The organism is Sphingobium sp. EM0848 (genome assembly GCF_013375555.1).
In the GTDB taxonomy this organism is placed as follows: domain Bacteria; phylum Pseudomonadota; class Alphaproteobacteria; order Sphingomonadales; family Sphingomonadaceae; genus Sphingobium.
On record NZ_JABXWB010000001.1, the window covers coordinates 2,465,207 to 2,485,338 of the forward strand.

The 20,132-nt window shown below is 61.0% G+C and carries 19 protein-coding genes, 1 tRNA gene and 1 pseudogene; 10 read left to right on the top strand and 11 right to left on the bottom strand.

The genetic code is table 11. From position 1 onward, the window contains the following. Positions 1-33 precede the first annotated feature (33 nt). Positions 34-1,488, top strand: coding sequence for an ATP-binding protein (locus HUK73_RS11965; protein ID WP_176592093.1), 1,455 nt, complete (start codon positions 34-36; stop codon positions 1,486-1,488). Continuing rightward, positions 1,485-1,952 (top strand): low molecular weight protein-tyrosine-phosphatase, encoded by a 468-nt coding sequence (locus HUK73_RS11970; RefSeq protein ID WP_176592094.1) that lies wholly within the window; start codon positions 1,485-1,487, stop codon positions 1,950-1,952. Before HUK73_RS11965 ends, HUK73_RS11970 begins: the two co-directional genes overlap by 4 nt. 912 nt (positions 1,953-2,864) lie before the next feature. Here the strand turns inward: HUK73_RS11970 and HUK73_RS11975 are convergent. Then, positions 2,865-4,199, bottom strand: coding sequence for an ISNCY family transposase (locus HUK73_RS11975; RefSeq protein ID WP_176592939.1), 1,335 nt, complete (start codon positions 4,197-4,199; stop codon positions 2,865-2,867). 391 nt (positions 4,200-4,590) lie between these two features. Here HUK73_RS11975 and HUK73_RS11980 point away from each other — a divergent pair, with 391 nt between their 5' ends. The 3 genes from HUK73_RS11980 to HUK73_RS11990 all read left to right on the top strand — a co-directional run bounded on the left by HUK73_RS11980 (position 4,591) and on the right by HUK73_RS11990 (position 6,462). Further along, positions 4,591-4,956, top strand: coding sequence for a hypothetical protein (locus tag HUK73_RS11980; protein ID WP_369805484.1), 366 nt, complete (start codon positions 4,591-4,593; stop codon positions 4,954-4,956). 76 nt (positions 4,957-5,032) lie between these two features. Beyond that, a complete protein-coding gene (locus HUK73_RS11985) occupies positions 5,033-5,362 on the top strand; it encodes a hypothetical protein (RefSeq protein WP_176592095.1) in 330 nt (109 codons plus the stop codon). After that, a complete protein-coding gene (locus HUK73_RS11990; protein ID WP_218036452.1) occupies positions 5,311-6,462 on the top strand; it encodes an ImmA/IrrE family metallo-endopeptidase in 1,152 nt (383 codons plus the stop codon). Before HUK73_RS11985 ends, HUK73_RS11990 begins: the two co-directional genes overlap by 52 nt. A gap of 18 nt (positions 6,463-6,480) precedes the next feature. Here HUK73_RS11990 and HUK73_RS27155 read toward each other — a convergent pair whose 3' ends face one another. Beyond that, positions 6,481-6,690 (bottom strand): hypothetical protein, encoded by a 210-nt coding sequence (locus HUK73_RS27155; protein WP_176592096.1) that lies wholly within the window; start codon positions 6,688-6,690, stop codon positions 6,481-6,483. Positions 6,691-6,693: 3 nt separating this feature from the next. Then, positions 6,694-7,008, bottom strand: a pseudogene (locus HUK73_RS12000) (transposase); the annotation flags it as partial. A 229-nt stretch (positions 7,009-7,237) separates the two neighbouring features. Between HUK73_RS12000 and HUK73_RS12005 the strand changes: the two are divergent. Both HUK73_RS12005 and HUK73_RS12010 read left to right on the top strand, forming a co-directional pair. Beyond that, positions 7,238-7,441, top strand: coding sequence for a hypothetical protein (locus HUK73_RS12005; RefSeq protein WP_176592098.1), 204 nt, complete (start codon positions 7,238-7,240; stop codon positions 7,439-7,441). A 243-nt stretch (positions 7,442-7,684) separates the two neighbouring features. After that, positions 7,685-8,368 (top strand): sce7726 family protein, encoded by a 684-nt coding sequence (locus tag HUK73_RS12010; protein ID WP_176592099.1) that lies wholly within the window; start codon positions 7,685-7,687, stop codon positions 8,366-8,368. Here the strand turns inward: HUK73_RS12010 and HUK73_RS12015 are convergent. The 5 genes from HUK73_RS12015 to HUK73_RS12035 all read right to left on the bottom strand — a co-directional run bounded on the left by HUK73_RS12015 (position 8,365) and on the right by HUK73_RS12035 (position 11,936). Continuing rightward, entirely contained in the window at positions 8,365-9,435 is a 1,071-nt protein-coding gene (locus HUK73_RS12015; RefSeq protein WP_176592100.1) for a beta family protein, read from the bottom strand. The two genes, HUK73_RS12010 and HUK73_RS12015, sit on opposite strands and share 4 nt — an antisense overlap. 13 nt (positions 9,436-9,448) lie before the next feature. Further along, positions 9,449-9,940, bottom strand: a complete 492-nt coding sequence (locus tag HUK73_RS12020) for an ImmA/IrrE family metallo-endopeptidase (RefSeq protein WP_176592101.1) — start codon at positions 9,938-9,940, stop codon at positions 9,449-9,451. Between the two features lie 9 nt (positions 9,941-9,949). Continuing rightward, a complete protein-coding gene (locus HUK73_RS12025) occupies positions 9,950-10,282 on the bottom strand; it encodes a hypothetical protein (protein WP_176592102.1) in 333 nt (110 codons plus the stop codon). A 267-nt stretch (positions 10,283-10,549) separates the two neighbouring features. Beyond that, positions 10,550-11,701: an integrase arm-type DNA-binding domain-containing protein gene (locus tag HUK73_RS12030; RefSeq protein ID WP_176592103.1), complete on the bottom strand. Its 1,152-nt coding sequence runs from the start codon at positions 11,699-11,701 to the stop codon at positions 10,550-10,552. Between the two features lie 144 nt (positions 11,702-11,845). After that, positions 11,846-11,936 (bottom strand) — tRNA-Ser (locus HUK73_RS12035). A 125-nt stretch (positions 11,937-12,061) separates the two neighbouring features. On the opposite strand from HUK73_RS12035, the gene ald reads away from it, so the two are divergent. Beyond that, the gene (ald, locus tag HUK73_RS12040; protein ID WP_176592104.1) at positions 12,062-13,177 is read left to right on the top strand and encodes an alanine dehydrogenase; all 1,116 of its coding nucleotides are present in this window, start codon (positions 12,062-12,064) and stop codon (positions 13,175-13,177) included. Positions 13,178-13,413: 236 nt separating this feature from the next. Then, positions 13,414-14,244 carry a sulfite exporter TauE/SafE family protein gene (locus tag HUK73_RS12045; protein ID WP_176592105.1) on the top strand — a complete coding sequence of 277 codons (831 nt, stop codon included), beginning with the start codon at positions 13,414-13,416 and terminating at the stop codon, positions 14,242-14,244. Between the two features lie 18 nt (positions 14,245-14,262). On the opposite strand, the gene HUK73_RS12050 is transcribed toward HUK73_RS12045, so the two are convergent. Further along, the gene (locus HUK73_RS12050) at positions 14,263-15,495 is read right to left on the bottom strand and encodes a cardiolipin synthase B (protein WP_176592106.1); all 1,233 of its coding nucleotides are present in this window, start codon (positions 15,493-15,495) and stop codon (positions 14,263-14,265) included. Between the two features lie 88 nt (positions 15,496-15,583). Here HUK73_RS12050 and rpoZ point away from each other — a divergent pair, with 88 nt between their 5' ends. Beyond that, positions 15,584-15,928 (top strand): DNA-directed RNA polymerase subunit omega, encoded by a 345-nt coding sequence (gene rpoZ / locus HUK73_RS12055; protein WP_176592107.1) that lies wholly within the window; start codon positions 15,584-15,586, stop codon positions 15,926-15,928. Positions 15,929-16,028: 100 nt separating this feature from the next. On the opposite strand, the gene mprF is transcribed toward rpoZ, so the two are convergent. Both mprF and HUK73_RS12065 read right to left on the bottom strand, forming a co-directional pair. Beyond that, the gene (gene mprF / locus HUK73_RS12060; RefSeq protein ID WP_176592108.1) at positions 16,029-18,683 is read right to left on the bottom strand and encodes a bifunctional lysylphosphatidylglycerol flippase/synthetase MprF; all 2,655 of its coding nucleotides are present in this window, start codon (positions 18,681-18,683) and stop codon (positions 16,029-16,031) included. Further along, complete coding sequence (locus HUK73_RS12065; RefSeq protein WP_176592109.1) at positions 18,680-20,122, bottom strand: virulence factor family protein; 1,443 nt, start codon at positions 20,120-20,122, stop codon at positions 18,680-18,682. The genes mprF and HUK73_RS12065 overlap by 4 nt, the downstream gene beginning before the upstream one ends. Positions 20,123-20,132: the final 10 nt, after the last annotated feature.

The following is a 20,132-nucleotide window of genomic DNA, read 5'->3' on the forward strand; positions in this document are numbered from 1 at the left end:
GCAAACGCCCTGGCCTGGGCCAAAGGACTTCTTGTGACCGCCAGCATCAGCATAGGAAATGACGGATCGGGCAATCCCGTTCTGGTCGATGTGGAAGAATTGCTTGCCACCCGTCTGCTCGTTCAGGGCAATTCGGGATCGGGCAAGTCGCATCTGCTGCGCCGTTTGCTGGAAGAAAGCGCCGCGCTGGTGCAGCAGGTGGTGATTGATCCCGAGGGCGATTTCGTGACGCTGGCCGATGAATATGGCCATGTGGTGATCGATGCCGGCGACTATAATGAGCGCGAGATCGTCAAGATGGCGATGCGGATTCGCGAGCATCGCGCCTCGGTGGTGCTGAGCCTCGAATCGCTGGAGTTGGAGGCGCAGATGAAATGCGCCGCGACCTTCCTGTCGACTTTGTTCGATGCGCCGAGGGATCATTGGTATCCGGCGCTGGTGGTGGTCGATGAGGCGCAGATGTTCGCGCCCGTCGCAGCGGGCGATGTGTCGGACGAAGCGCGGCGTCTCAGCCTTGCGGCGATGACCAACCTGATGTGCCGCGGGCGCAAGCGCGGCCTCGCGGGGGTGATCGCGACGCAGCGGCTGGCGAAGCTGGCGAAGAATGTCGCCGCCGAGGCGTCGAACTTCCTGATGGGTCGGACTTTCCTCGACATCGACATGGCGCGCGCGGCCGACCTGCTCGGCATGGAGCGGCGGCAGGCCGAGCAAATCCGCGATCTGGAGCGTGGGCGCTTTCTGGGCCTTGGCCCCGCGATCGCGCGGCGGCCGGTGGCGGTGAAGATCGGCGCGGTCAAGACCGGCACGCGCGGAGGCACGCATAAGCTGATGCCGCCGCCGGTCGCGGTGACGGAGGATTTGCAGGAATTGCTGTTCGCCGGTGCGGGGGAAGAGGAGGCGTTGCCCCCTCCCCCGCCGCGTGCCGAACCGCCACCCTTGCCGGCCGAGGAATTGATGCGGGCGCTGGCCGCCGCGCCTTCGGCCAAGCCTGCCGCGCCGGAGCTGGACTTCGGGCAGAATGAGCCGGTCGTCATTGCCGTGCTGGAGGAAATCGTCGCCGATCTGGGGGACGCGCAGCCCAGCGTGTCGACGCTCTATCAGGATTTCGGGGTGCGGTGCCGGATGAAGGGGCTGCGCACGCCGCCGCTCGACCTGCCCGCCTTCCGTAAGCGCTTTGCCATGGCGCAGGCGGGGATGTTCGACGCCGACGATCCGCGCTGGGCCGACGCGATGAAGGCGGCGGAGCCGGTGCCGGAGGATATGCTGGCGCCCTTCCTGCTGATCGCGCGGGCGGCGATGCAGGGCTTGCCCTGCCCGGACGACGTGGCTTTGGCGCGGGCTTATGGTACCAGTTCGCCGGGCCGCGTGCGGCGGTTGATCGATTATATGGAGAGACTGGGCGTGATCGTGGCGCGGACTGATTTCGGCGGGCGGCGTTCCATCGGCGTGCCGCAGCTTGGCCTGAGCACGGCGGCGGCGGAGGGATGAGCGCTTCCATCCTCTTCATATGCCTGGGCAACATCTGCCGGTCGCCTCTGGCGGAGGCCGCACTTCGGGCCGAGGCGGAACGCGCCGGGCTGGATGTCGTTGTGGATTCAGCCGGGACCGGCGACTGGCATATCGGATCGCCGCCGGACAAGCGGGCACAGGCCGTCGCGCTGCGCCACGGCATCGACATTTCAGGCTATCGTGGGCGACAGGTGACAGCCGAGGATTTCCGGCGCTTCACCCATATATTCGCGCTGGACGGCGAGAATCTGAAGAATCTTCGACAGATCCGACCAGTGGACGGAACGGCAGAGTTGCGGCTGCTGATGGATCTTGTGACGGGACGCGAAGGCAGCGGCATCACCGATCCCTATTTTGGCGATGAGGCCGGGTTCGACGTGACCTGGGACGATGTGACGCAGGCAGCGAAGGCGATTGTGGCGCGGTTGCAGGAGCAGAATTAAATCTGTTTCCGGCTACCGGGCCGCCCTTTGGTGTCAGTGCATAGGGCCAAGCGATTTTGGCCCCCAATCTGGCCCCATTGTTTTGCCAGCCCTTGGATCAACACTCGGCAGCATCCGACAGAGGATGTCTGTTTATCGCGGAAATCCACAACCTGTTTGGATGGCGCTGGGCTATATTGGAGAATAATGGTGCCGGGGACGGAATCCAAGAAATCAAATAAATATTTGATTTCAAGTTCTTGATTGATCGCCATCGCAGGTAAGATGCCACGAAATATACCACGAGGTTCAGATGATGAACCTATCCTGCATATAAGCTTATAATTTTATTGAAGAATTTTGCAACCGGTATCCACTTTCGACCATCTGCGTCCAAACATTGAGAAATGCTAGGGTTTTTAATGTGGGTTCGGTTCCCACTTGAGCAGATTTTTTTCTAAGTTCGTGTCGGTGATGGACCCATCCTGCCCGATCATCCCCTGATTTCAAATTCCAGATTCACAAAGCTGGCTTAAGGAGGGCGACAGGTTCCAGGCGCCGGTCTCGGGATCATTGCCACAGTTGATGCGGCGCGGTTGTGTCGATTACGGCCTACAGAGGCGCCATTCAGCCCACCGCAGGAGGCTCCTAGATAGCCGAACCCATTGTTGATTCTGTCGCTCTGTCTAGCACGCCGGCGCGGTTCACGACTTCGAGTTAGTTAGTGCCCGCCCATAAACGGGGTGTTTTTGCGATCTGGTTGGGCTTTGGGCTCGGGCTGGATCAGCATCGACAGCGCATTATGAGTTGGACGGGTCGCTGTTTTGACGCCCGAGGGCAGGATTAAGGGGAGACTGGCACTTCTGCCCGGGCAGTAGACAAGAGGGATCGCCCGGTGGCGTCCGGTGAAGTGTTCTGGGGGTGCGGATCTGACTATGTTGGCTTGAGGCGGGCGAAGATTGCGAGATTGTTGGCGACGACCGACGACCAGACATAGGATTTGAAGTGGTCGATCCCACGCCATGTGCATCGCGTCAGGCCGTAGGCTCGCTTGAGGCACGAGATGCCGGCCTCGATCCCAGCTCGGAAGTTACGCAGCTGGCGATAGATCCATTTGCTCTTGGTCATGTCCTCGATTTTTAGACCGCACTTTTTGTGGAATGCGACGTCGCGCACTCCGATTGCCTTGGCCTGTTTGAGATTGTCACGACTGGCAAAGCCACCGTCGGCAGCTGACTGGCGCGGTGGTTGGCCATACAAGGTTACATGCCGTTCGAGCATGGGCAGAAAGCGTGCCGCATCCGCCGGATTGCCATCCTCTATGACGGCGTCGAGGATCATGCCGCTCTTGCCGGTGGAGAAGTTGAGCTTGTGGCCGTATTGGACATCACGGCCGCCTTTGACGATGATTTCGGCATGCGGTTCAAACAGGCTGACCAACTTGTCGGCCGCCGGTACGCGCTCGCCGGTGAAGACCCGTCGCCGGGTCTGGTCGATGACCCGTTCGATCAGGGGCAGATAGTGTTCGACCTCAAGACGCCAGGCTGCGCTTTCGATGCTCGAGGCAAGGTGCAACGCAAGGCTCCGGAGCGATGCCATCGTGGCCTGGGTGGCATCGATCAAGTCCCGGTACAGCCGGGCTTTCCTGTCCTTGCCCCGACTGTATCGGATCGCCAGCGCCCTTTTCTTGGCGAGCCGCTGGCGATTGCGCCAGGCGACGGCGGTGCCGCCCGGAAGGCTGGCGGCCTGCTTGAGCAAGCGTGTCATGACCCGCACGCTGTCGAACAGCAACGAACTGTCGCTGGGGGCGTGCATCAGCGCCTCGCACACGGTGCTGTCGATCCGCACGGCCATCCCGCGCTCGATCTTTTCCTGCCTGGCATCGCTCAGCAACGCCCGATTGATTTGTTCCCAGGACTCCGCCCTGATCCGACTAATCGTCTTTTGCAGCACCGACTTCTTCGGGCACAATGCCAGGGGCAGCCGGGCGAAGGCGCGAAACGAAGAGGAATCCTCAAGGTGAAAGGCCAGTTCCTCGTAACTCAGCTGGCGATACTGCTTGAGCACGGCGCATCGCAGAACCGATTCCACCGGCAAACCCTGGCGCCCCGTGTCCTTGATGCCAGCCTCGCCAAGATCAGCCGCCACCAGTGTCAGCAGCTCACTGTGTGCCTCGAGCCACCCGGAAATAGCCTTGAGCTCACGTCCGATCTGGTGATCGGCAAACAGATCGAATAGGCTGCTCTGGATGATGCGTTTCTGGCGCATTGTCGGCTCCGGCGTGTGTTGATTATGCCATGATCTCAGTGGTTTGAGCCCAAAGCATAACCGACACCGTCGGGCCTTCAAAGCCCGAATTCCTGGATTAAACGCAATATTTCAATATCTTAGCGTTTATGGGCAGGCACTAGTTAGCCCTGATCGTAACAATTGCTGAAAAATATGCGCTGTGTAACAAGCATCACGCTTTACGGGACACATATCCTTCCAAGAAGGCCATACTAACGAAATTAACCTTCCAATCAAAGCGATTGTCTGTAGTCGCTGGTGGGAGAAGACCATCAGCGTCTATGACCGGTGGGGGATGGCACAGATGCCTTATGGGCATCTTGGCCGGTATCCCTTGACGGATGGACCGGTCGGACGTGAGGGAGTGACAGTGGGCGTTACATCGTATCAGCAACGCGTCGAGGAATGGCTCGAAGCCTGCTTCCCGCCTTCGGTAAGGTCGGACCGGGCAGAACGCACTCACCGCTTTCTGGAGGAAGCCTTGGAACTGGCGCAGGCCAACGGCTGCAACCGGGAAGATGCGATCGCCTTGGTCGAATACGTGTTTGGCCGGCCCAAGGGAGACCCAAAGCAGGAAGTCGGCGGCGTCATGGTCACGCTGGCCAGCTTGTGCAGCGCCTCTGAAATCCATATGGTCGAGGCTGGAGATGTCGAGCTTGCACGCAATTGGGACCGGATCGACGCGATCCGGGCGAAGCAGCAATCCAAACCCCATGGTTCCCCTCTGCCCCAATGAACGGAGGTACCGTCACCCCCTTACTCTCAGAGGACAGGTTGGCTGACACGTCCCGTCGGCGATCTAGGATGGAATCTTGATCACGATTTCCTTCGAAGATGAGCCGCTTCACGACACGTGTATCGAGCTGGAAAAAGCCGAATTGGCGTTCGGTAGCCTGAATGCGGCTGCCCTCGTCACCTTCATCTCGGAAGCACGCGCCTTCGAAAACGTGCAGGAGCTGATCAGCTTCCTCGGTGATGAAATAAAAATTTCTACAGACGATTCACTTTCAGTCTCGATTGGTTCAGACTATTGCGCGGCGCTTGTCGTGGCCGCCAAGCGTTTCAAGCGTGACGCTGATGGCCGGGTGATTTGGTCAAGCGTGACGAGGTTGAAGCTAGTGACAATGTCGAGGGTGCCTTGAAGCAAGCACTTGATTTCACACCCGACTGGTTCTCAAAGCCCGGTGACTCGCTGCGCGCGCTGATGCTTCGCCGGAGCATCAATGCCCAGGAAGTCGCCGGCCATCTCGATGGCGGGATGAAGACACTGCGCGGCTTCCTCGACGGCTCGAATCCCATCGACAGCGATCACGCCAGCGTGCTGGCTAAAGCAGTCGGCGGCACGATATCCTTCTGGCTCAAGCGCCAAGAGCAATACGAGGTCGCCCTCGAGCGGGCTGTTGACCGCGCCGCCGCCGTCGAGGCTGACGACTGGCTTCTGCTTCCCGTCCCCGGGGAAAAGCCGAAGGGCCGGCTGACGCAGGAAAAGAAGCGTGACGAGGTCCGCCGACGCCTCCGCTTTTTCAATGTGAGCACGATAGATGCGTGGCAGGCCCGCTACGGGAAGATCTGCACCAGCACCATGTTCCGCACCTCTGCGACCTTCGACTCCGACGACGGCGCTGTCCTGATGTGGCTCCGCGACGGTGAGCTAAGCTCGGATTTGGTATCGACCAAGCCGTGGAACGCCGACAACCTCCAGGATCGACTGGACAGCATACGCAAGCTATCGAAGCTGCGGCAGCCGGATGTCTTTCTTCCAAAGCTCAAGAAACTGTGCGCCGAAGCAGGGGTCGCCGTCGTGGCGAAGAGAGCTCCTACGGGATGCCGCGCGTCTGGGGCCAGCCGACTGGTGGCTCCGGACAAGGCGATGGTCCTGCTCAGCTTCCGCGGCTTGTCTGACGATAAGTTCTGGTTCACGGTCTTCCATGAGCTCGGCCATCTGATCCTGCATGGCGCCAGAACGTTCGTCGACTCCGACATGAACGGGGACGACCTGGACGAGAGCGAAAAAGAGGCAAACGAGTTCGCCTCCCGCATGATCGTACCGGAGGAACGCGTTGAGGAGTTCAGAAGCCTCCCGGCCGACAAGACGAAGATGATCCGGTTTAGCGGGAAAGCCGGCGTTTCGGTTGGTCTGCTGGTTGGCCAGATGCAGCATCGGAAAATGATCCGGCCGGACCAGATGAACTACCTCAAGCGACACTGGAAGTGGGACGATCTTGCCGAGGTGATGGACTGACGAGCTGCTTCCGAAGGGCTAACCGACGTAATGCATGAAGACCCTCGGGCTTTTCTGCCAGTTACAGAGGGCGTCTTCCATGACCGTCATTCCGACGTTGAGCCCAAGATCCAGCGTATCTAGCTGCAACTGGACATTCTTGTTCGGCCTACCGCTCTTTCGCACCCCGTCGATGAGAAGACGAGCGCCACTGCCTGGTCCTGTTGCACCGCTTATACCAAGATTCACTGATCAGAACCCCTGGGCCCAATCGCGCAGGCCGATCGACATGATGCGCCCGGGCTGTTCGACGAGCCTGTTCCAGGCGTCGCAACAGTGATCGACGATGTCCTCGTGGGAGTTGAACACGCGGTTCGACAGCCAGTTGTCACGCAGGAACTGCCAGATATTCTCCTGCGGGTTGAGCTCGGGGCACTTCGATGGGATCGGGATGATCGAGATATTACCGGGCACGTTGAGCTTGGGCGTCAGATGCCAGCCAGCCTGGTCCATGAGCAGCACGGCGTGCGTGTCAGGAGCGACGGCCAGTGAGATCTCGGCCAGGTGCAGCCCAAGACACGTGGGAGCGGGGCTTAGTAACCCCGATCGAAGAACTCGGTCATCCAGTTTCTGGAGGCCGGGTGGCATGCGCGCATGTCCAGCCGGCTTGCCGGTAAAGGCGCATGCGCCTTACTTCGGTCAGGTTACTAACATCCGGCTTTGGCCGTCGCCCCGAGAGGACATAGGTGCGACGATAGGCCAAGACTGAAGGCGTCGCCGCTCGAAGGAGACGCATATGGCAGTGCCTAGCAGCTCGGGCTGGAACGCGATTACTGATTTGCCAAGCGACCGGAAAGACGGCCGACGGATGCTACTTTGGGACGAAGACCTGCCCGTCATCGGCCGATGGGACGCTGAACGCGAGGCTTGGGAAGACCCCGAGAGCATGAGCGTCTACGAAGACATCGCCCTCTGGGCTGACATCCTCGCGCCCAAATAACAGCCGGACTAACGGCTTGCGACCGTGCCCATTATGGCGGAACATGGCGTCGGTTTCTGACGGCCTGAACCAAGGAAAGAACTGGATGCCAGGCGGCAACGTCACATGATAGCAGGCGTTTTGCAGATTGGGTTGCATTGACCGGTGAAAGCATCATCATGCTCTTCGAAATTTGTCCCATATATCGCTTGACATCGAGTTTCGGATGCACTTGAGGCCGCGTTCAGCATCGGGAGGCAGTGAATGGATGAAGCTCAAATCAAAGCCGCCATCCTCACTCACTTACGTTCGACAGTGCGGCGGGGAAAAAAGCCGACGGTCACCAGCGAATTTTCGTTGGGAAGCGCGTCTGTTCGTGCCGACCTAGCGATACTTGCGGATGAGTTTATCGGCATCGAAATAAAAAGTGCTGCAGACTCTCTCAAGCGCCTTCCTGCCCAAATGTCTGGGTATGCGATGCACTTTGATCGCGTTATTCTTGTAGCTGCGGAGCGCCATCTGAAACGGGTATCCGAGGCTGATCTGTGTGGCGCGGCGTTGTGGTCAATAACAGCAAACGGCGTAATTCAGACGTTACATGCAGGTGAGGCAAATAATATTGCACCTGCGGCTTACATGAATCTGCTGACGCAAGCGGAGATCGAGCGACTAATCTACCGCCCTATGGCGAGAATGCCGATGGCTCCCGGATTAGCTGATAGGCAAATCCGGTTGGCTTTCGAAGAGGCGTTCGAGAAGCGGTACACAGCTTCGAGCGACGCCTTTTGGCGGGCAGTAGCGCGCAAACGCATACAAGCCGATGACCTTTCACTTTTGAGCCGATTCGCTGAAGAACGGCTACGGCGAAAAGCCCTGGCCGAGAAACAAGCTGATTTCTGGCAAGGTTGGGCTGACAGCCTCCGTTCGGAATATGCTTTAACCGCTTAGAGATCCCAATCTTCTTCGGTGTCTCGCGTTGCGTCTGCGTTCCCGTAAAAGGTCTGAATTTGTAAATGCAAATTCACGCGGGCGGCGGTGGCCTTATTGGGGTTAGAAATCGCAGATGTATCGCCAGCGGCTGTACGTTCAATCATTTGCGTCCCCCATACGCGCAATGTAGGATCCCAGATCGGTTCTCGCATAAGCGTCGCCGCCTGAAATTTATAAGCGGCGAAGCCAGTGTCCTCGTCGGAACGGTAAAATTTCCACTGGTTTTGTAAGGGGTAGTCAATTCGAGGGGCAGGTGTGCCGCCACCTCCGAGTTGCTTGGTCGCACGAACGCTTCCGCGATCGCTATAAATTAGTTTTCTTGTTCCGACCTGCGAAGCTACTTGGTCAAAAAGTAGCCGCTCATAGATTCCTTGCTCAGATAGATTCTTGAAATTGTCGGGAAATGATGACGCAGAAATTGAGGCTTGTGCCAACGGTGCATACCGGGCCACCGTATTTATATAGCCAACAGCTAGTGCTGCTGCCTGCAAGTGATCTTTTGTTGCCCTTCCATAATCTAAGACGAATGTGACATCACTACCGCCCCCGGTATGCTCTGCAATAGTTGCGGCAAGGATGTCGATTGCGGGAAATGCGGGTTTAGGAACAATTACAAAAAGGCCCCGATCAAGCTCATGCAGGCACCGAATTTGGGTCGGTAAATCAGAAGTCTGCTGGATTTGAAGAGCCGGTATAAAATTAGGCTGGTCTCGGATAAATGCACACCAGTTTGAGTATGCCGCTGTTGCATCTCTTAGCGTGTTGAGTTGGTGATGCACGGGGCGAATGGCTTCCGTGCTGTCAGGGTCAGCGAGGGACACAACACAGGGTCTGGAGCCGTAAGCGAGGTGTAGTCGCTCCAGTCCTCGTTCAAGGTTATGAGAGCTGCTCCAAGGCCTGAGGTGGACAATTGGAAGAAGCGCGTCTTTGGTTTGGCCAGGAAGTTCCTCCAATGCTCTCATTTCCGCCGGATAGAGAGATAGCAATGGAAGATATGAAACCTCACCTAGATTACGAAGCGCCATTGATCCCTCTCAACTATAATCCCAATCTGATCTTCATAGCAGCTTCCGAAACGCCAAATCTTTTCGAAAGATGTTCTAATATGTCTTCTATATTAAGGGACTCGCTATTACTTTTCACCCGCTCGACTAAATTTTCTGGCATAATAATGTCGGCTGCAAGGCGATTTGCCTCAGCTTCCATCCGACTGGACAAGCCGGAGCGATAGAGAACGTCGTCAGTAATACCGTTTCCGATCTGGTCGCGATGCAACAAGAAATGCGCAATTTCGTGAGCGACCGTGAATCTTTGCCGCGCAGGGGCATCGTGACGGTTTACACGGATGATATAGCTTTCGCCATCGGGCCGGATTTCACCAGAAATACCGGGCGCGAGAGTAGCTCCTTTGACTTTGAGCCCAAAGGATTTTGCTAGACCTGCCAAATCTACCGGTGCCTCCAGTTGATGCTGCTGTACCTGCGATCGCATCACTGATGGCAAATTGGACCATTCTCGGCTCACTGACATACACAAATCCTACTCGCCCTCAGAGGGCTGCTCATTATCCTGCTCCTCTAACTCGTCTTCTCTGCCGCCGCCAAAAATGACGGCATCCACTCGCCTCTGTATCATCTCGGAGACGGTTGAAGAATCGAGAATTTTCTCAGCTTCACGCTTAAGATACTCCCGAATTTCAGCTTGCTGCATATGGCGACCGACCTCTTCGGTGGCTACCTTCTTCGCAGCTCTTTTCGCAGCTTTCTCGGATGCCCCTCTAACTTGATCGAAGCCCCAGAAAGCCGCGATTGCCAAGCCCACCCCCAGCACTGTGATAATTAAAGCCACCGCAGCTAAAAGCGTAGCCGCCAAATCCGGATAGCTCCAGTTCCACGGCTTAAGATTGCCCGCGATAATCAGCGCTACAGCTGACCCTCCCCCTCCCGCAATCGCGCCGAGGAGGCACCATAGAACCCGACTAGCCGATGGCTCTGTCGTTTCGCTTGCCACTACCTATGCACCCCCAACCGGTTCTCGTACATCACTATCTAAGCTCAACAATTGATCTGGAGCAACGGCATCGCCATCTCACCTCTAATGGCGGCCAACTACGCAAGATCGAAATCGCCAAACGATCTCTCAGGTCATCACTTTGAGGCAATACGCTCCCCATTCTTCCATGAGCTTCCGCCTCTTCTCGAGAAGGTTGCCGCGGCGGTAAGCTGCCTCTGTCTTGTCCTTGACCCGGTGAGCTAGAGCAGCCTCCGCAATTTCGCCGGGGTGATTGGTTTCCTCGCTGACCCAGTCCCGGAAAGCTGAACGAAATCCGTGAGCAGTCACGTCCTCCTTCATCTCGCGGAGCAATTTCGTGAGCGTCATGTCGCTCATCGGTGCGTCACCTCTGGCTCCAGGGAACACAAGCGAACGCGATCCGATCCGCAGGTCCCGGCATCGCTCGAGGATCGCAAGCGCCGGTGCAGACAGGGGAATGACATGCTCGCGGGCCGCCTTCATGCGCGCGGCCGGTATGGTCCACAGCTTCTCTTCTAGGTCGAACTCTTCCCACGCCGTGCCTCGGACCTCGCCTGATCGCACGGCAGTCAGGATGGCAAAGCGGAGCGCAAGCCGGCTGAAGGATTCTCGCTCCGTGAGCCTCACCATGAATGCGGGCACCTTCGCATAGGACATGGCGGCAAAATGCCCCTCCTTCTTGGGCTGTCGCGGAAGACCCTTGGTGATCGCGCGCATAGGCGCTTCAGTTTCGCGATAGCCCGAGGCGTAAGCCCAATCGAGAACGGTGCCAATCCGCTGCCGGACCCGTCGCGCCGTCTCGGGCTTGGCGAGCCAGATATCCGACAGCACGTTCCGGATCATTGGCCCTGTAATCTCATGAACCTGCACATGGCCGATCTGCGGGAACACGTAGGTCTCGAGCGTCTGGAGCCACTGCTTCTCGTGCTTCTCATTCCGCCATGTCTTGCTGTGCGCGGCAATCACCCGGGCTGCCGCCTGCCGGAATGTGGGAATGCCTTGCGCCTTACGCCGCTCGAATATCGGATCCAGCCCGAGTTCGACCCAAGTGCGGATTTCTCGTGCCCGCTCTCGGGCTGTCGCCAGCGAGACTTTGGACGCGCTGCCCAGACCAAAGTCGCGTCGGTTGCCATTCTTCTGCACCCGGCACATCCAGCTCTTGCCGCCGCCAGCCTGAATCACAAGAAACAGGCCGTCGCCATCGCCGAGCCGCCCGGGGCGTGTTGCTGCCTTCACAGCGGTAGCGGAGAGCTTTCCCATGCCACCAAATCTCCCACATTCTTTCCCACATTTCCAATCGGTCACCGGTGGACTGGCAGGGATGAACGTGGATGCGAATCACGCTGAAAGCCGCAGAAAAGCTGGGCTTTAGTGATTCGGAACGGATGTGAAAGGACAGGGTGGTGGCGGAGCGGGAGGGATTCGAACCCTCGATACGCTTTTGACGTATACTCACTTTCCAGGCGAGCGCCTTCGACCACTCGGCCACCGCTCCGCATTGCACTGGAAGGCGGCTCCCTATCGTGCGTTTCGCGACTAGGCAAGAGGATGCGTTAAAGCAATTTTTTGGAACAACCCCTATCTTGAACGATATCGTCCCGAGACAAGGAGAAATTGGCCATGATCGTCGGCACCGTCAGGGAGATCAAGAACCATGAATATCGCGTCGGTTTGACGCCGGAGAGCGTGCATGAGCTGACGGCCCATGGGCATCGCGTGCTGGTGGAAAGCGGCGCGGGCGAAGGGATCGGCGCGCATGACAGCCTCTATGCGCGGGCCGGGGCGGAGATCATCGGTGACGCAACGGATATCTTCGCCAAGGCCGAGATGATCGTGAAGGTCAAGGAACCGCAGGCCGAGGAAAGGGCGCTGCTGCGACCGGAACAGATTCTCTACACCTATTTGCATCTGGCGCCTGATCCCGATCAGACGCGGGACCTGATGGCATCCGGTGCAATCTGCATCGCTTATGAAACGGTCACGGATGCCAATGGCGGCCTGCCGCTGTTGAAACCGATGAGCCAGGTGGCCGGGCGCATGGCGATCCAGGCCGGGGCGACAGCGCTGGAGAAGGCGCATGGCGGGCGCGGCGTGCTGCTGGGCGGGGTGCCCGGCGTGCTGCCCGCGAAGGTCGCGGTGATCGGCGGCGGGGTGGTCGGCTTTAACGCGGCGCAGATGGCCGCGGGGCTGGGCGCGGACGTCACCATTCTCGACCGCAGCCCCGAAGTGCTGGAGCGGCTGGGCATTTATTTCGAAGCGCGGGCCAAGACGCGCTTTTCCAACCGGGCGAATCTGGCCGAATGCGTGGCGGAGGCGGATCTGGTGATCGGCGCGGTGCTGATCCCCGGCGCGGCGGCGCCCAAGCTGGTGTCGGCGGCGATGCTGAAGACCATGAAGAAGGGCGCGGTGCTGGTCGATGTCGCGATCGACCAGGGCGGCTGCTTCGAAACCAGCCATCCCACGACCCATGACGATCCGACCTATATCGTCGATGGCATCGTCCATTATTGCGTCGCCAACATGCCGGGCGCGGTGGCGCGGACCAGCACCTATGCGCTCAACAATGTGACGCTGCCCCATGCGCTGCGCATCGCCGATCTGGGGTGGAAGGCGGCTTTGCGCGCGGACCCGCATCTGTTGGACGGCCTTAACGTGTGGAACGGGCAGATCACCTACCGGGCCGTCGCGGACGAATTGGACCTGCCCTACACCCCGGCGGAGCAGGCCATCGGATAAGCCCTTTCGGCGAAGGGCGGAGAAATTCCTCCCTTCATGATCCCACAATATCGACACGCCCTTTGCGGGTTCTTCATGCTCGTTCGTTTGGCGAGATAAGGGGGCTGCTGATGCCTCCTGCCACGCACATTCCGCCGAAGAGAGGCATGGGTTTCCGTCATGGTCGATCGCACAGCTTCCACCGCATCCGCACAGAGAGACGCTTTCATCAACACCGCCAGAGGAGGGCAGCGCTGATGCAGGGCGATATGCTGAGCTTTCTGGTGCCGCTGGTCGCCATGCTGGGCGCCGGGCTGTTCGCGGGCTTTGCCGCAGGGATTTTCGGGATTGGTGGCGGCTTCGTCGTCGTGCCGGCCTTGTTCGTGGTGCTGCCGTTGCTGGGCGGCACGCATGACGCCATCGCCCATGTCGCCATCGGCACATCGGCGGCGACGATCATCGTCACCTCGATCCGTTCGCTCCTTGCCCATGCCAAGCGCGGCGCTGTGGAGTTCGAAGTGCTCAAGACATGGGCGCCATGGATCATCTTGGGCGATGGCGTCGGCGTGATGCTGGCGGGCCATGTCGACGGCCACATCCTGACGATGATCTTCGCGATCGGCGTGTTCCTGATGTCGCTGAACTTCCTGCTGCCCAAGGTCGGCGGCAAGGTGATCAGCGACGAAATGCCCTCCGGCATCGCGCGGGTCGGGATCGCGGGCGGCCTTGGCACTTTTTCCGCCCTGCTCGGCATTGGCGGGGGGACGATCGCCATCATGGTGATGACGCTCTGCGGCCGGTCGATCCACCGCGCCATCGCCACCGCTTCGGGCATCGGCACGCTGATCGCCATCCCCAGCGCCATTGGTTTCGCCCTGATCGGCCTGAAGGAAAGCGGCCTGCCCTGGGGGTCGCTGGGCTATGTCAATCTGCCTGCGACACTGGCCATCGCCTCCATGTCGATCCTGACCGCGCCGCTGGGCGTCGCCGCCGCGCACAGCCTGCCCGCCGGCCTGCTGAAGCGCGTCTTCGGCGTCTATCTGGTCATCATCGCCTTCGTGATGTTCCGTAACGCCATCAAGATGTGATCGCCATCTCGCGGCGCTCTAATCGTTCGGGTTGCGAAAGTTCAGCCGCCGGGTGACGGTGTAATCCAGAAAACCGACCAGAAAATAGCTGATCCATTGTTTGACGAGGGTCGGCAGGCTGCGTTGGGCGCGATGCGTTTCCAGCGTGATCTGCCGGCTTTCGCCTGTCCGCCGTTCGACAAAGCCGCGCATCGCCCGGGCAAAGCCCGCATCCTCCACCCGCAGCATGATCTCCAGATTGAGGAACAGGCTGCGCATGTCGAAATTGGCCGATCCGATATAGACGGCGTTATCCACCACGATCAGCTTCATGTGCAGCTTGCAGGGTTGATATTCCCAAATCTCAACCCCGCGTTTCAGGAGCGGGCCATAGAGCAGCCGGGCCGCCGCGATGGTGGCGCCATTGTCCGACCTGGACGGCAGGATCAGGCGCGATCCCCCGCGCCGGGCCGCACCGGCCAGCCGCTTCAGCATGCCCCGCCCCGGCGAGAAATAGGCCTCCACCATGTCCAGCCGTTCGGCCCGTTCCAGATCGCGCTTCACCAGTTGCGCCCAGGGGCTGAGGCGCCGGGTGGGACCGCCGATCACCCAGCGCATGGGCCCGTCCTGATCGTGGCCCGGCCCCTGCCAGTGGCGCACCATCCGGCGCAGCGTGCGGAAACGCTGCTTGCGGGTCGACACCCAGCGCCAGAGTTGGCCATACCAGCTCGACATCGCCTGCACCTGCGGCCCTTCGACCGACAGGCCCAGATCATACCAGCAATCCTCCGGCGGAATACCGAAATAACCGTCCTCGACATTGAAGCCGCCCATCAGCAGCAGCCGGTCGTCGGCAATCGCCAGCTTCTGATGGTTGCGGATCAGATAGCGCGTGGACCGCCGCGCCCCGAAGCGTCCGAAATGCGCGCCCGCCGCGATCAGGGGATCGAAAAAGCCAAACGGCGTCGCCGCCGATCCGAAAGCGTCGATCATCAGCGTGACCGCCACCCCCCGCGCCCGCGCAGCGAGCAGCCGGTCGAGGATCAACTGCCCGCTCTCGTCCGCCGCGAAGATATAATAATAGAGCTTCACGCTCTCATGGGCGCCGTCGATCAGGTCGACCAGCGCCTGCCGCAACGCCAGGCCCGTCTCGATCACCCGCAGCCGATTGCCGCGCAGCGACAGGCTGATCCCGTCTTCGCCAATATGGGCCTCAGCCTCCTGCATGGTCGCCATGCTCCGTTCATGCTCGCATTCGGGGCGGCTTGCCATGACTTTATGGGCTTTTCATTGACTCTTGTGGCGCGCGCTGTTAGGCGCCTCTCTCACGACTTTTCTCTGGTTGTTCAGGAGCGCCCGTTTGGCCCGCGTTACCGTCGAAGATTGCGTCGACAAGGTTACCAACCGTTTCGATCTCGTTCTGCTTGCTGCGCAGCGCGCCCGTGAAATTTCGGGCGGCGCCGAACTGACTCTGGACCGCGACCGCGATAAAAATCCGGTCGTCGCCCTGCGCGAGATCGCGGAAGAAACCATCCTGCCGGTGGATCTGCATGATTCGCTCGTCGCCTCACTGCAGAAGGTGCAGATCGACGACGACGATACACCGGATGAAATCGGATCGATCGCCCAGTCGGCGGAGGCCCTGCGCCTGACCGCCGCCGCCCCGCCGCGTAATCAGAATATCGGCGGCGACTACGACGGCTGATCCGTTCCAGTTTGGAGAGGGAATGAGGCCCGGCCTGCGCAAGCAGGACCGGGCCTCGACTTGTTGGGGCTGGCCGGAACAGCCTGCAGGGAAGCAACTCCTAATGCACTTCCGCGATTTCCGGGGCCGCAGACGCGTCATCCACTGGATCGACTGACGGAGAGGGCAAGGACAACTGCTTCCTCCGCGTCTTCGTCGCCGCGCTGCCCGACCCGCCGCCCACCAGCTTTTGCAGGTCGATCATCGCGCGGGACAGGGAAATACCGCGCGGTCCGGCAATGAAGCGCGGCTCCCAGCGCGGAGAATATTTGTCCTTATAGGCGCGCAGCCCCTCAAAGCCGTAGAAGCTTTCGCCATGGCGGAAGAAGAAGGCCCCCGCCTTGGCCCAGAGCGGGGAAAGACGCCGCGCCTCAATCCCTGAAAGCGGCGCCAGGCCCAGCGTGAACCAGTCATAACCCTGCTCCCGCCCCCACAGCATCAGCCGGATGAACAGGAAATCCATCGTGCCATAGGGCGCGTCGCCGACATAGCGCATCAGGTCGACCGACAGTTCGCGGCGATTGGCGGTTGCCCAGATATTGGCGAAGGCGACGATCCGCCCCTCCTGGCGCACGATGGCGCAGTCGCAGGTCGCGATATAGGCGGGGTCGAAACGGCCCACGCTGAACGCCTTTTCGCCATGGCCCTTGGCGGCGAGCCATTCGTCGGAAATCTGCTGCAACTCGTTCAGCAGCAGCGGGACATGGCGTCCGGGCACGATCTCGAAGCTCGCCCCCTCCCGCACGGCACGGCGCTCCGCATAGCGCAGCGGCTTGGCGTCGGGGCCCTCCAGCGTGAAATGATGCAGGTCGACCCGCGCTTCCTCACCATATTTGACGATGACGAAGCCCAGATCGATCGCCAGCGGCAGCGCGTCGAGGCTCAACTGATAAAGCAGCAGCCGCCCCTGCTCGGCATCGGCCCTTTCGCGCAATTGCCAGAGCAGGTCGGGCCATTCTTCCCGATCGCCCACGGGGTCGCCCATGACGATCCAGCTATGGCCCTGCACCTGATACATGACGAAGGCACGTCCGGATTCGGAGATCAGGAACAGCTTGTCCCCGGTCGTCGCCAGAAAGGCATCGGTCCGCTCGGCCAGCGCCAGCGCATCCGTGCTGGGGGTGTTGGATGGCCGGTCGGCCCGGCGCGGCGCGGTCGCCGGACGGAACATCCGCCAGAAGGCCGCCGCCACCGCCAGCACCGCGCTCGCCAGTCCCGCGCGCAGGAAGCGGGCGGCATTGGCGTGCGGGCCGAAATGCCACCACAAGTCATTCTGATAATCGACATGCTTATAGGCGAAGAAGCCGATCCAGATCGACAGGCCGACCGCGACCGCCAGCGTCGCGATCCAGGCGGGCGTCAGCGCTTCGGCGGTGAAGCTGGTGCGCCGGTAGAAGGCCCCGCGCGTCCATTGCAGCAGCCCGGCGATGATGAGCAGCGCGCTCGCTTCCTCATAATCCAGCCCCTTGATCAGCGAGAAGAGCGCGCCCGCCAGCAACAGGCTGCGCGTCATCCAGAAGGCGGCGTCCAGCCGGCGATAAAGGCCGGAGGCGAGCAGGATCAACAGGGTGCCGATGATGCTCGCGGCGAAATGCGACGCCTCGACAAAGCTCAGCGGCAGCCAGCCGGTGACGATGTGCATGCGATATTTGATCGCGGGCAAGGCGCCCGAAATCAGCAGGATCACCCCGCCCACCGCGACCAGCAGCGACAGCATGACCGGCGCCATGCCAGACGCGGCGGACTGGGCGCCGTCCAGCACCCGGCTGACGGGATGGCGCCAGTTATTCCCCTCATGCAGGGCGATGGCGATCACACCCAGCATCAGGGGAATGAGATAATAGATCAGCCGATAGGCGATCAATGCGGCCAGCAGGCTGGGCCTGTCGACATCGGGCAAGGTGGCGACGATCACCGCCTCGAATATGCCGAGGCCTCCAGGCACATGGCTGACCAGCGTGACGATGATCGCCAGCGCATAGGCCAGGAACAGCGTTGGATAGAGCGCGGGCGCGATACCCGGCACCAGAATGAACAGCGCTGCGCTGGCGGCGGCAAGGTCGATGCAGGCAACGCCGATCTGGGCGAGCGCCTGCCCCCGCGTCGGCAAGGCCAGCATCCAGCCGAAGATGCGCGGCGCACTGCCTTCCTTCCCTGCGGCAATCAGTCCCACAAGTGCGGCAAGGAGGATCGCACCGCCCGCCAGCCGTTGCAGCACCGGCGCAAAAGTGACACCCATCAGCGTGATATCCGCCGGATGGACCGCCATCAGCAACCCCGCCAACACGAACACCCCGCCCCAGAAGGAAAGCCCGGCAGAGGCAATGATGCGGGCAATGTCCCCGCCCTCAAGGCCTGCGGCGGTGTAGATACGGTAACGCGCCGACCCGCCGGTCAGCAGCGACAGCCCCAGATTATGGCTCAGCGTATAGCTGCAAAAGGATGCCAGCGCCGCCGTGCGCCATGGCAACGGCCGTCCCACGATGCGCAAGGCGACATAGTCGTAAAAGGTCAGCGCCACATAGCTCGCCGCCGTCAGCGCCAGCGCCCCGCCCAGTCGCCAGCCCGCGATCATGTGCACGGCATGGCGGATATCTTTCAGGCGCACCTCCGCCAGCAGGCCATGCAGCGCAACCAGCCCCAACGCCGCCACGGCCAGCATGACGGCAACGGTCAGCGGCGCCTTCCAGGGCCGGATGCGGTCGGCCAGGATCATATCGTCAGCCCCTTGAGCATATGGTTCACCAGCAACGGGGCGTTACGGTCGAAATGATGGCCGCCCGGCACCACCACCGTCTCCGCCAGTCCGCGGGGAATGGAAGGACAAGCGCTGTCATTCTCCTGGGTTCCCTTGACGCAGAGGATCGGCACGCCGCGCAGCCGGGCAATCGCCGGAACGGTCGGATATTGCGGGCTGTCGTCCATGTTGAGCCAGCTCGACAGGTGGAACTGGAAATCCGCCGACGGGCTGAGGCCCAGCAGCGACAGCCGCTCCACCTTCGCCCGCTGGGTCGGCGGCAGACTGCCCACGATATAGGGCAGCACGTCCGCGCCGAAACTGTATCCGACCAGCAGCACCCGCGGCCGGTGCCAGTGCTGCGAATAGCCCCTGATGATCGCGGACAGGTCGGCGGCGGCACCCCGCGGCGTACGCTGGCTCCAGAAATAGGAGAGGCTGTCCATGCCGACGACCGGAATGCCGGCATGGGCGAGCTGCCCCGCCACATCCTTGTCCAGCCCGACCCAGCCGCCATCGCCTGAATAGATCACGGCCATCATGTCCGTGCGCGGCGCGGCGGGATCGGTGACGATATTGACCGGCAACCCGACAGGCAGCGCGGCATCGGCGCTGACCGGCGGCGGTGCGAGGAAGGGCTGGATCTGCGTCAGCAGCGCCGCGTCCTTCTGCCCCACCGCCGTGACCAGCCGTCCGCTGCCCGTGCGGCTGACGAAGCGCTGCAAGGCCGCCGGGCGCATCGCGTGGCGCCCGCTATCGGTCAGCGCGATCCAGGGCGAAGGGAGTTGGCGACTGGGCGCGAAGGCAAAGCCGCGATAGGGCCGGCCATAGCCGGTAAGCTTCAGACTGCCCGACCGGCACCAGGGCCGCCCGCCGCTCAGCACGGGCGCGAAATCCTGCGACAGCACCGCCTTGTAGGCGCCGTTCGGCCCGGAGGCGAGCGCGGCATAGGCCAGCGCCGCCCCCTCGCCCCGGCCGATCAGGACCGGCTTGTTGTACATGGGCAGCTTCCAGCGATGCTGGAGGTCGCGGGCAAGGTCGATGATCCCGTAATTGGGGTTGACGCAGCGCTTCGACGCCTGAAGCGCCTTCAGAAATTGCGGCGTGGAGATACCCGCCACCATCGCCCCGCGCGCGGCCAGATGGCGGGCGAAGTCGGCACTGCCCTGATCCCATCCGTTCCGGTCGGACAGCGCCAGCACCACGCCGGTCGGCAGGCCCACCGGGCGATAGACCGCGATGGGCCCCATTGGCGGCAAGTCATAATCGCTCTCACCCACCATGCCGCCCATCGCCGCCGGCACCGCATCGGCTTCCGCCCGCGCCGGGTTCATGGCGTTGAAGGTCGACAGCAATATCCCCGCCCCGGCAAGCAGGCCGGGGATCAGCCACAGACGTGCGCGACGCAGCCGGATCATCCTTGCCTCC

Coding starts and splice junctions, on each gene's coding strand:
- ald (WP_176592104.1), top strand. CDS start 12,062: ATGATCGTCGGCACCGTCAGGGAGATCAAGAACCATGAATATCGCGTC.
- HUK73_RS12010 (WP_176592099.1), top strand. CDS start 7,685: ATGGATGAAGCTCAAATCAAAGCCGCCATCCTCACTCACTTACGTTCG.
- HUK73_RS12050 (WP_176592106.1), bottom strand. CDS start 15,495: ATGGCAAGCCGCCCCGAATGCGAGCATGAACGGAGCATGGCGACCATG.
- HUK73_RS11970 (WP_176592094.1), top strand. CDS start 1,485: ATGAGCGCTTCCATCCTCTTCATATGCCTGGGCAACATCTGCCGGTCG.
- HUK73_RS12020 (WP_176592101.1), bottom strand. CDS start 9,940: ATGTCAGTGAGCCGAGAATGGTCCAATTTGCCATCAGTGATGCGATCG.
- HUK73_RS12005 (WP_176592098.1), top strand. CDS start 7,238: ATGGCAGTGCCTAGCAGCTCGGGCTGGAACGCGATTACTGATTTGCCA.
- mprF (WP_176592108.1), bottom strand. CDS start 18,683: ATGATCCTGGCCGACCGCATCCGGCCCTGGAAGGCGCCGCTGACCGTT.
- HUK73_RS12030 (WP_176592103.1), bottom strand. CDS start 11,701: ATGGGAAAGCTCTCCGCTACCGCTGTGAAGGCAGCAACACGCCCCGGG.
- HUK73_RS12045 (WP_176592105.1), top strand. CDS start 13,414: ATGCAGGGCGATATGCTGAGCTTTCTGGTGCCGCTGGTCGCCATGCTG.
- HUK73_RS12015 (WP_176592100.1), bottom strand. CDS start 9,435: ATGGCGCTTCGTAATCTAGGTGAGGTTTCATATCTTCCATTGCTATCT.
- HUK73_RS11975 (WP_176592939.1), bottom strand. CDS start 4,199: ATGCGCCAGAAACGCATCATCCAGAGCAGCCTATTCGATCTGTTTGCC.
- HUK73_RS12065 (WP_176592109.1), bottom strand. CDS start 20,122: ATGATCCGGCTGCGTCGCGCACGTCTGTGGCTGATCCCCGGCCTGCTT.